Annotated in this window: 8 protein-coding genes; 5 read left to right on the top strand and 3 right to left on the bottom strand. The window is 71.7% G+C overall.

The features are described from left to right. On the top strand, nt 1-523 hold a 523-nt coding region (locus tag FREUN1FDRAFT_RS36050), incomplete at its 5' end, for a cation diffusion facilitator family transporter (protein ID WP_006545346.1). A 115-nt stretch (nt 524-638) separates the two neighbouring features. Here FREUN1FDRAFT_RS36050 and FREUN1FDRAFT_RS36045 read toward each other — a convergent pair. After that, nucleotides 639-2,225, bottom strand: a complete 1,587-nt coding sequence (locus tag FREUN1FDRAFT_RS36045; protein ID WP_006545345.1) for a hypothetical protein — start codon at nt 2,223-2,225, stop codon at nt 639-641. Nucleotides 2,226-2,590: 365 nt separating this feature from the next. Here FREUN1FDRAFT_RS36045 and FREUN1FDRAFT_RS42550 point away from each other — a divergent pair, with 365 nt between their 5' ends. The 3 genes from FREUN1FDRAFT_RS42550 (at nt 2,591) to FREUN1FDRAFT_RS36030 (ending at nt 5,496) form a co-directional block, all read left to right on the top strand. Then, nucleotides 2,591-2,809: a helix-turn-helix domain-containing protein gene (locus FREUN1FDRAFT_RS42550; protein WP_006545344.1), complete on the top strand. Its 219-nt coding sequence runs from the start codon at nt 2,591-2,593 to the stop codon at nt 2,807-2,809. 137 nt (nt 2,810-2,946) lie between these two features. Continuing rightward, complete coding sequence (locus tag FREUN1FDRAFT_RS36035) at nt 2,947-3,576, top strand: enoyl-CoA hydratase/isomerase family protein (protein WP_232295580.1); 630 nt, start codon at nt 2,947-2,949, stop codon at nt 3,574-3,576. Between the two features lie 33 nt (nt 3,577-3,609). Further along, nucleotides 3,610-5,496 (top strand): ABC transporter ATP-binding protein, encoded by a 1,887-nt coding sequence (locus FREUN1FDRAFT_RS36030; RefSeq protein ID WP_006545342.1) that lies wholly within the window; start codon nt 3,610-3,612, stop codon nt 5,494-5,496. A gap of 50 nt (nt 5,497-5,546) precedes the next feature. Here FREUN1FDRAFT_RS36030 and FREUN1FDRAFT_RS36025 read toward each other — a convergent pair whose 3' ends face one another. After that, nucleotides 5,547-5,735, bottom strand: coding sequence for a hypothetical protein (locus tag FREUN1FDRAFT_RS36025; RefSeq protein WP_006545341.1), 189 nt, complete (start codon nt 5,733-5,735; stop codon nt 5,547-5,549). A gap of 287 nt (nt 5,736-6,022) precedes the next feature. Between FREUN1FDRAFT_RS36025 and pyk the strand changes: the two genes are divergently transcribed. Next, the gene (gene pyk / locus FREUN1FDRAFT_RS36020; RefSeq protein WP_035957247.1) at nt 6,023-7,438 is read left to right on the top strand and encodes a pyruvate kinase; all 1,416 of its coding nucleotides are present in this window, start codon (nt 6,023-6,025) and stop codon (nt 7,436-7,438) included. 296 nt (nt 7,439-7,734) lie between these two features. Here the strand turns inward: pyk and FREUN1FDRAFT_RS36015 are convergent, their stop codons facing one another. Beyond that, nucleotides 7,735-8,241: a pyridoxamine 5'-phosphate oxidase family protein gene (locus tag FREUN1FDRAFT_RS36015; protein WP_006545339.1), complete on the bottom strand. Its 507-nt coding sequence runs from the start codon at nt 8,239-8,241 to the stop codon at nt 7,735-7,737. Nucleotides 8,242-9,761 lie beyond the last annotated feature (1,520 nt).

Below are 9,761 nucleotides of genomic sequence, written 5' to 3'. Positions count from 1 at the left end.
CTTCATCCGGGAGGCACGCTCACCCGAGCTGCCCGTCGTGCTGCTCGAGGATCTCGCCGCGTTGTGCGGCTTGGTGTTCGCGCTCGCCGGAGTCGGCCTGACGCTGCTGCTCGACGAGCCGCTCTGGGACGCTGCGGGCACCGTCGCCATCGGCGTGCTGCTGCTGGTCGTCGCGGTGATCGTCGCGGTGGAGACCTACGGCATGCTCGTCGGTGAGGCCGCCACGCCGCAGACAGTGGAGGCGATCCGGCACGCGCTCGCCGCCACGCCCGCGGTCACCACCGTGATCCACATGAGGACGCTGCACCTCGGCCCCGACGAGCTGTTGGTCGCGGCCAAGATCGGGCTTGACCCCGACCTGACGACGGCCCAGGTCGCCGCGGCTATCGACGATGCCGAAGCCCGTCTGCGGGCGGTGGTGCCCATCGCCCGTCGTGTCTACCTCGAGCCCGACATCCCCCGGGAGCCGGCGGCCGAGCCCCCCGCGTCCGGGGTGGGCGCGTCGCCGGAGGCCAGCGCCTGACGCCTGGCACCCGACCCAGGCACCCGGTGTTCCGGTGTTCCGGTGTTCAGCGCAGGTGTCCGGGCGTTCAGATGGCCCGCGCGCCCGGCGCTCGGGCGCTCTGACCCCCGCGGCCTCAGCCGCTGCTGAGGAGCACCCGCAGAGCCACGGCACCGAGGGCGCCGGCGCCGATCAGCAGCAGCGGGAGATCACCGGCGCGCACGGTGTCACCGGGTCCGTCCGGGCGTGGCCGGGGAGCCAGCGCCGCGACCGCAAGCCAGGGCGCCAGTGGCAGCCAGGTCTGCTCCACCCCGCCCCAGGCGAGCCCCGCGCAGAGACTGAACAACGCGGCCGCGCCGGCCCCGACCAGAAACGGCCAGCCCGGGGTGAGCCGGATGCGGCGCAGGGCGCGGATCACCACCGGCCCGCCGGCGAGCAGCACGACGACGGCGTCCAGGGCCAGCCAGGCCAGTGCCGTGCCGAGGCCGACGTCCGCCCGGGCCTGGGCCAGGCCGTCCGGCCAGGAGAAGCCCCACGCGAAGTACAGCCAGAAGGGCAGCAGCGCACCAAGCCCCGTGAAGACGTTCATGAGCGGCCGGCGCCGGACGAAGTACGCCGCCGCGACGCCCACGCCGAGCCAGACGGCCCCGTAGTCGAACAGGCTGGTGATGCCCAGCAGCAGGCCGGACAGCAGAGCCCACAGCAGTCGCCAGCGCCGGCCCGGCTCGCATCCCACCACGCCGACGGCCAGCGCCGCCGCGGCGGGCAGGACGGTGACCGCGCGCGGCGAGGCCGCGGCCCACAATGCCCACGGTGTCAGAACCAGCACGGGTACCGCCCGGCGGGCCGCCGTCTCGTGACACAGCGAGCGCACCGCGACCGCGATCAGTGGCACGCTGGCCGCGGCCAGCGCCGTGAGGACCAGCCCAAGCGCGAGGCCGCCGCCACCGCCCGGTGCGGCGCCGAGTCCGAGCCGGCCCAGCAGCCAGACCAGAAGCACCGGCCCAGGCGGCTGCCTGGCCACCTGCTCGGCCGCAGGCATGCCAGCCGCCGGCGCCGCGGCACCGGCGGAGCCGTCCGCGGCCGTGGACGGCGACCCGTCGAGGAACGGGGTCGTCCAGTGCGCCAGATAGGCGAGTGGATCGTCGTCGACGGTGTCCGCGACAGCGAGGTAGGCCGGCGGTGGGTGAAGGCCGCTGGACAGGTCGGGGCCGGCCGCGGTGGCGAGCGCGACGCTCCAGAGCAGGGAGCCGACGAAGCCGAGAAGCAGCAGGACGGGCCAGCGAACGCGGGTACTCCGACGGGCGAGGGCCAGGGTGATGCTGGCCACCAGCACCGGCAGGAGCACCGACGGCCCCAGCCGGGGGGTTCGCCAGACCAGCGGGAACGACGTCGCCTCGAGCAGGTCGGCCCTGCGCAGGAGGGCGGCCAGCAGCAGGCCGGCGGCCGCGGTGGCGCACCAGAACCCGAGGTCGACGGCCTGGGCCCGGATCACCGGTCGATCCAGGGAGCTGCGCCGCCCGAGGTGACCGCCACCGGATCGTTGCGGCGCATCGAGGTCGGTCATGCTCATGGGGTCCCGCTTCTCGGGCTTGGGCTCGGGCCTGCCCCCCCGGTCACCCTCCGCGCCCGCGCCTGGGTGTTGCGCGCGGTTTCCGGCGGGTGAGCCGGAGATCGGAGGCTCCGGTGGGGATGCCGTCCGCGCCGGCCGGCCGTTGACCATGCATGCACGGTAACCAGTCTTTGCGGGCCGTGGATCCGCGCGGGTGAGCCAATGCGGATGTACTGTCGGTAACGATGTTGGGCACGTCGCTCGGCGGCCTGTGTCGGGTAGGGCTCCGGGATCCCGGGCCTGGTCCGGTCCAGGCAACGGATTAGGTAACGGATCCGGTTGTCGAACGTCGGTTTGCAGGTCAGGGGGCCTCGCCGTCGGGTGAGGGCATGGTCCGCGTCCTGGCACGGACTGGTGCGAGCCTGACCTGGCGACTGCCCAACCGCGTGTGATGGATCACACGGGCTTCGAGTGGCGCGGACACCGAAGCTGGGTGAAGATCGGTTCGCAGATCATCGAACACGGAGGGGGCCACATTGGCCGAGCTTAGGAAAGGAACCCGGATCACCGGGGCGGAGCGGGACAAGCTCGCTGCCGAACTTCGGAAGAAGTACGAGTCCGGACAGAGCATTCGTCTGCTCGCGGAGTCGTCGGGTCGTTCGTACGGGTTTGTCCACCGCATCCTGTCTGAATCCGGCACGACGCTGCGCGGACGTGGTGGCGCGACTCGGGGTACCAAGAAGAAAAGCTCCTGACCATGAGCGTGCCTGTCGCCGCCGTGTCTGCTGCGGCGGCGACCAGGCTGGTCACGGTCACGTCTGGTCCCTGTGTCTCACTTACGGTCAGTAGCGAGTCGCCGGGCGGAGCGGGTGCCAGTGCCTCCGTTCCGGGCGTGGCCGAGGCAATGGACGACGCTCTGCGCGATCTGCGGGGCGATATCCGTGTTGTGGTCGTTCGCGGGCTTGCACGACTCCCGCAGCTGCCGGCACCGCCGACCGGTTCCGGACCCGCCGCCGGCTCCGGCTTCGACCGCTCGTTCGACCGCTGGTCGCGGGTGGTGCGCCGGCTGTCGGAGCGCCCGGACCGGGTCAGCGTGGCCGTCCTCGCAGGCCGGGTCTCAGGCGTGGGCCTCGCCCTCGCACTGGCCTGCGACCTGCGGGTGATGGCGCAGGACTCGGCACTGCAGCTCACCGATTCCGGTCACGGCCGCGTCCCCGCGCTGGGCGTGGCCCGGGCCCTGCTGGGCTCGATCGGCTACTCGCGCGCCCTGCACCTCTGCCTGACCGGGCAGCCTGTGTCAGCGCACGAGGCCGCGGGTCTCGGTCTCGCGGCTGTCGTCGCGCCCGGCGATCGGCTCGATGCCGAGGTCGGCCGTCTGGTCGACCGCGTGCTCGCGGTGCCGCGCGACGCCGCGACGGAACTGAAGGCGCTGCTGGCCGGCGCCCGCCACGATGCCGAGGCGGATGCCGATACGGCAGCTCTCGCCCGCCTGCTCGCCGCGGAAACGGGGAATGCCGGCTAGCCGGATGCGCGGCCGGGATTCGTCGGAGGTCTGATGAGAACAGCGGTCGGCGACAACTGGTCCGTCCTGAGGTCGTACCAGCGGGATCGCTCCGTCGCCCGGACCCGGCTGCGGCCCGGCACCATACGGCGTATCGGCGGGTTCGCCCGGCCACATCGGCGGCAGCTCGCGGGCTTCGGCGTCCTCATCCTGATCGGCGCGGCGACCGGAGCGGTCACCCCGCTGCTGCTCAAGGCGATCATCGATGACGGTGTCGTACCCGGCCGGGCCGAGGTCGTTCAGACGCTCGCCGCCGTCGTCGCCGCCCTCGCGGTCGTCGAGGCGCTGCTCGCGCTGGCCCAGCGCTGGTTCAGCGCGCGTATCGGCGAGGGCCTGATCTACGAGCTGCGGTCCGCGGTCTTCGAGCACGTGCAGCGCCAGCCGCTCGCCTTCTTCACCCGTACCCAGACGGGAGCGTTGATCACCAGGCTCAACAACGACGTTCTCGGGGCCCAGGCCGCCTTCACGAACACACTCTCCGCCGTGCTCTCCAACGCCGCGTCGTTGGTCTTCGTACTCGCGGCGATGCTCAGCCTGTCCTGGCAGATCACGGTGGTCGCGCTCGTGCTGCTGCCGGTGTTCGTCGTTCCGGCGCGGACGCTCGCGCCCCGGCTGGCCGCGCTGACCCGGGAGAGCTACGGGCTGAACGCGGACATGAACACGATGATGACGGAGCACTTCAACGTCGGCGGCGCCCTGCTGACGAAGCTTCACGGCGATCCCGCCCGGGAGGCCGCGACCTTCCGGCGGCGCGCGAGCCGGGTCCGTGACATCGGCGTCACCAAGGCCATGTACGGGCGGATCTTCTTCGTCTGCCTCACGTTGGTGGCCTCGCTCGCGACGGCGATCGTCTATGGCGTGGGCGGGACCCTCGCGGCGCGGGGAGGCCTGGAGGTCGGCACGATCGTCGCGCTGACCGCCTACCTGGCGCGCCTGTACGGCCCGCTGACCCAGCTCTCCAACGTGCATGTGGACGTGATGACGGCGCTGGTGTCCTTCGAGCGGGTCTTCGAGGTCCTCGACCTGCCCCCGGCCATCCAGGACGCGGAGAACGCCGTCGACCTGCCCGCAGGGCCACTGTCCGTCGAGTTCGACCAGGTCGGCTTCCGCTATCCGGCTCCGGGAGAGGTGTCGCTTGCCTCCCTGGCCGCGACCACGGCGCTCGACGACGAGGTTCCCGAACCGGTGCTGCACGGCATCACGTTTCGGGTCGCCCCCGGTGAGCTGGTCGCGCTCGTCGGCCCATCAGGCGCGGGCAAGACAACTATCAGCCACCTTGTCGGACGTATCTACGACGCCACCGAGGGCATCGTCCGGGTGGGTGGTGCCGACGTCCGCGATGCCACCGGGCGATCGCTGCGGGCCAGGATCGGCATCGTCACCCAGGACGCGCATCTGTTCCACGACTCCATCCGGGCGAACCTGCTGTTCGCGCGGCCGGAAGCCAGCGAGGAGCAGATGTGGGACGCCCTGGACGCGGCGCAGGTCGGCGAGTCGGTCCGGGCCCTGCCGGCCGGGCTGGACACGGTCGTCGGTGATCGTGGCTACCGGCTGTCGGGCGGTGAGAAGCAGCGGCTCGCCATCGCGCGCCTGCTGCTCGCCGGCCCCTCGGTCGTCGTGCTCGACGAGGCCACCGCGCACCTCGACAGCGAGTCGGAGGCGGCCGTCCAGCGTGCGCTGAGCGCGGCGCTGGTCGGACGGACCTCCCTGGTCATCGCCCACCGCCTCTCGACCGTCCGCGCGGCCGACCGCATCCTGGTGGTCGACCGCGGGCGGATCATCGAGAGTGGCACCCATGACGAACTGATCGCGGGCGGCGGTCTCTACGCCGAGCTCCACCACACGCAGTTCGCCGCGGGCACGGCACCGGTCTCAGGCTGAGCGGTCTCAGGCTCAGCGGTCTCAGGGCGAAGGGTCTCAGGCCCAGCGGTTCAGGCGGCCGCCGGGACGGTGAGCACGTCACCAGCGCCGTCGATGGTGGCCGTGCCGCTCACGGCCGCGGACGTGGTGCTCAGCGGCCCGGACCCCAGGGGGGTGGCCGTGTGCTCCGGGCCGTCGTGCGGGACGGCGATGTCGATGTCACCGGAGGCGCGTCGGTGAATTGCGGGATTGTTGGTCATAACCGGGCTCCAGGTTGGTTCGTCAGCGGCTACCCACCGCTGGGGCTGGACGTCCGGGATCGTTCGGCGCCGTTGCCAGCTTTCCCGTAACTGTCTGTCGCGTGCACTTGCGGGCGGACCATGCGAAGGTACGCCTGTTGTGCCGTTGCGTGCACCAGGTATCAGGACGCACGGCGGGGAAACGGTCACAGAACCTCTTGGGACCATTGGGCGCCCAAGCGGCGGATCGAGGTGTGTCACCAGCCCCCAGTGGTCAATGACGCCTCATCGTTACTTAGGCTTTGACCGTGCCACGAAGAGCCAAGATAGTTTGCACCCTCGGCCCGGCCACCAACTCGCCTGAGATGGTCCGGGCCCTCGTAGACGCCGGAATGGACATTGCCAGGCTCAACTTCTCGCATGGGACGCACGAGCAACACGCCTCCACCTACAAGCTGGTTCGGGACGCCGCCGAGGCCGCCGGCCGCAATGTGGGCATCCTGGCGGACCTGCAGGGGCCCAAGATCCGCCTCGGCAAGTTCGCCGACGGTGGAGTGACCCTGCTGCCCGGTCAGCACTTCACCGTCACGATCCGCGACGTCCTGGGAGATCAGGAGCAGGTCGGCACGACCTACACCGGCCTGCCCCGTGACGTCGCCGCCGGCGACACGATCCTCGTCGACGACGGTCGGCTCAACCTGCGCATCGACGGTGTCGAGGACACCGATGTCCGGACCACCGTCGTGATCGGCGGCAAGGTCAGCGACCACAAGGGCATGAACATCCCGAGTGCCGCGCTGACCGTCCCGGCGCTGTCCGAGAAGGACGCCTCCGACCTGCGGTTCGCCCTCGAGCTCGGCGTTGACATGATCGCGTTGTCGTTCGTCCGGTCCGCCGAGGACTACCAGGCGGTCCGGACGATCATGGACGAGGTCGGCCTGAGGGTCCCCGTCCTGGCGAAGATCGAGAAGCCGCAGGCGGTCGATGAGCTGGATGGCATCATCGAGGCCTTCGACGGCCTCATGATCGCCCGCGGTGACCTGGGCGTCGAGCTGCCACTCGAGGACGTCCCGCTGGTCCAGAAGCGTGCCGTCAGCCAGGCGCGCGAGCGGGCGAAGCCGGTCATCGTCGCCACCCAGGTGCTCGAATCCATGGTCAGCGCCCCGCGCCCGACCCGGGCGGAGGCGAGTGACTGCGCCAACGCCGTGCTCGACGGCGCGGACGCGATCATGCTCTCGGCCGAGACGAGCGTCGGTTCGTATCCAGTCGAGGCCGCTGCCACCATGGGGCGGATCATCGAGGTCGCCGAGGCGGACCTGGCCCGGATCCCACCGCTGCGCACGCAGCCGCGGACACTGGGCGGCGCCATCGCCCAGGCGGCGGTCAGTGTCGGGGAGGCGGTGGGCGCCCGGTACCTGGTCGCCCACACCCTCAGCGGCGACACCGCTCGCCGGCTGATCCGCTACCGCAGCTCGGTCCCCGTGCTGGCCTTCTCGCCGCTTCCCGCGGTGCGCAACCAGATGTCGCTGCTGTGGGGCGTCGAGACGATCATCGTGCCATTCGCCGACAGCACGGACGAGATGGTTCGGCAGGTGGACACGGCGCTGCGCAAGAACGGCTATCTCCAGCCCGGTGAGCTGGTCGTGGTCGTCGCGGGCACCCCGCCCGGCGTCGCCGGTATGACCAACACGATGCGGGTGCACCGGATCGGTGAGGCGGTCTGACCGCCCGGCGGTGGTCCGGCCCGGGGCCGCGCCGGACCACCGCCACGGCCACCCGTACGACCGGTGCCGCCACGGCTGTCGCCACCACGATCGTGGTGGCGACAGCCGTGGCGGTGCTGACAGCGACTGAGCCTGGGCCCGCCTCGCACCGCCCGGTGGTGCGGGATGAGCGTCCGGCGATCTGCAGCTTCGGCGGCGCGCACGACGAGAACTGTCCAGCGAATGGGACCTGCCAGGTAGCGCGTGGTCTGGTGCGGACCGGGTCGGGAAGGCCGGTGCCCGGGGCTGCGCGCGGGTCAGATCGTGGTGGCGAGCTCGATGACGCGCCGCGGGTCGTCCGGATGGTTGACCTCGTCGAACAGGATCCAGCGGTGAATCTGGATCTCGTACAGCCGGTGGGCGTTGGCGTCGGCCCTCATCAGCTCGCGGTTGGCCAGTTCACTGCCTGCCGGCCAGCGCCCGTGGTAGATCGGGAGCAGCGCGGGCGCGGATTCGTCCGGCACCTGCCGCGCCGTTCCCGCGAAGCTCACCCCCTGGACCTCCTGGCCCAGCCCGTCGAGCTCGATGGTGAGCACGGCGCCGGCCACCCGCCGGTCGGCCCGGATGTTCCGGCAGTGCGCGCGATCGGGACGGGAGATGAACAGGAGCCGGTCCGGATCGAACGAACTCGCGTACCAGAGGTTGCACACAACCGGCTCGCCGCTCTCCGCCAGCGTCGCGATCTGCATCACCTTTCCGTCGCGGACGTAGTTCCGGGTCAGGGTCAGGTCGGCGGAGACGGTGTCGGAGGTTGACGTTGACACGGGAATCCTCCCAATCGTCGGGTGTGGGCCCTGCAACGTGAACAGTGCCCCCGTCGGACTTCGGAAGTTTCGCCGACGGGGTAACCGGCTGGCCGCCGGATTCTGAAATTGGTCGGATCTTTGTTCTGCGGATGGTGAGGCGATATCGGCCTACAATGAAGGGCAACGTGTCTTTCGTCACATGGTTGCCCGGTCTGTGTGTTCACTCCTCGCTTCTCGACGGGGCGACACTCGCGGATCGAAGGCGGGAATCGGCGCGGGACCTCCGAGGGTGGCGGGTGCCCGGCGGTACGGGCCGAACGTCCGTCACGTATCCGGAGCGTGCTGTGCGGGTATGGTAACCGCCGGCCTGATGGCGGTGCTCTGTGTAATTGGTCCTGTACTTCAGGCCGTTAGGGCTTGGTGCTCCTCGATCGCCGACCGGGCCGGCCGGTCCCGCCGGCCCTGCCGCTCGTGCCGGTCACCGAAGTCCCGGAGGACGCCACGAGCTTCAGGCCGGCGGCGGTGGATCTCGGGCACGTCCACCGTTCCGCTGCGTCCGTCGGTCATGGCCCTGAGTGGGCCTGCCGGTCTACCGTGGCTGTCGGGCCGGGTCGGGTGGGCTGGTGGCTCCGCGGTGAGTGTCCGGGTAATTGGGCGGTTTTGTCCGGCCCGCCTGCAGGCGGGCCGGACAGGCCGGATACCGTCGCCCGGGTTCTCCGGTTACCCGCGAGGACAGCCGGATGGAAGCGCCGCGCGTCAGGAGTGAGTGCATGGCCGACCAGGGCGACCGAGCGAAGCAGCCCCTGCCCGGCCCCGAGACGGGTGACCACGACGGTTCCGGCCGTCCCAGCCCGGCCGCTCCGCCGGAACCCGCATCGACCGGCGGGCCCACCTCCACCGGCGGGCCCACGCCCTCCGGCGGGAGCGCACGAACGAACAGAGCCACGCCGGAAGGTGAGGCCACCAGAACCGGCGGCGGTGAGAGCGGGGCGGCTCAGGGCGGTGCCACGGAGCGCAAGACGTCCGGATCTGGGTCGCCGACGGGGAGATCCGCCCCACCTGCGGCCCCCGCTGCCGCGGGCGCCGCAGGTGGCTCCGCTGCGTCAGGTGGCTCCAAAGCGCCGGGTTCCTCGGGAGCGCCGGCTGGCGGGGGAGCGCCGGGTTCCTCGGGAGCATCGGGCGGCAGCAGGGTCGGTCCGGGAGCCACCTCCGCGGCCGGTCGCCCGGTGGCGCCCACCAGGCCCGGTGTGCTTCCACCGCCTCGCGGGCAGACGCGGGGCGGTACCCCGCCGCGCCCCGCCGGCCCCGCCGCGCCGCCTGGAACTCACGCCGCGTCCGGAACTGGTGCCCCTGCGGCCTCCGCGGCCCCTGCGGGCGGAGCTGCTCTGGCCGGGTCGGCGCGCCCCGCCGCGGGTCCGTCCGCGCCGGCTGGCCGCGTGCCGCCACGTTCTTCTCAGCAGGCGCCGCCCGGTCAGGCCGGAGCGCCGCCTCGTTCGGCGGATCCGCCTCGCCCGGTTGGGCGTGCGCAGGGCCAGCCA

The organism is Parafrankia sp. EUN1f (genome assembly GCF_000177675.1).
In the GTDB taxonomy this organism is placed as follows: Bacteria; Actinomycetota; Actinomycetes; order Frankiales; family Frankiaceae; genus Parafrankia.
The sequence above is the reverse complement of the archived record's forward strand: the minus strand, read 5'-3'. Positions and strand labels throughout refer to the sequence as shown.

Bases quoted from the DNA above. Each gene is read 5' to 3' on its own strand.
- FREUN1FDRAFT_RS36030 (WP_006545342.1), top strand. From the start codon at position 3,610: ATGAGAACAGCGGTCGGCGACAACTGGTCCGTCCTGAGGTCGTACCAG.
- FREUN1FDRAFT_RS36045 (WP_006545345.1), bottom strand. From the start codon at position 2,225: ATGGTCAACGGCCGGCCGGCGCGGACGGCATCCCCACCGGAGCCTCCG.
- FREUN1FDRAFT_RS36025 (WP_006545341.1), bottom strand. From the start codon at position 5,735: ATGACCAACAATCCCGCAATTCACCGACGCGCCTCCGGTGACATCGAC.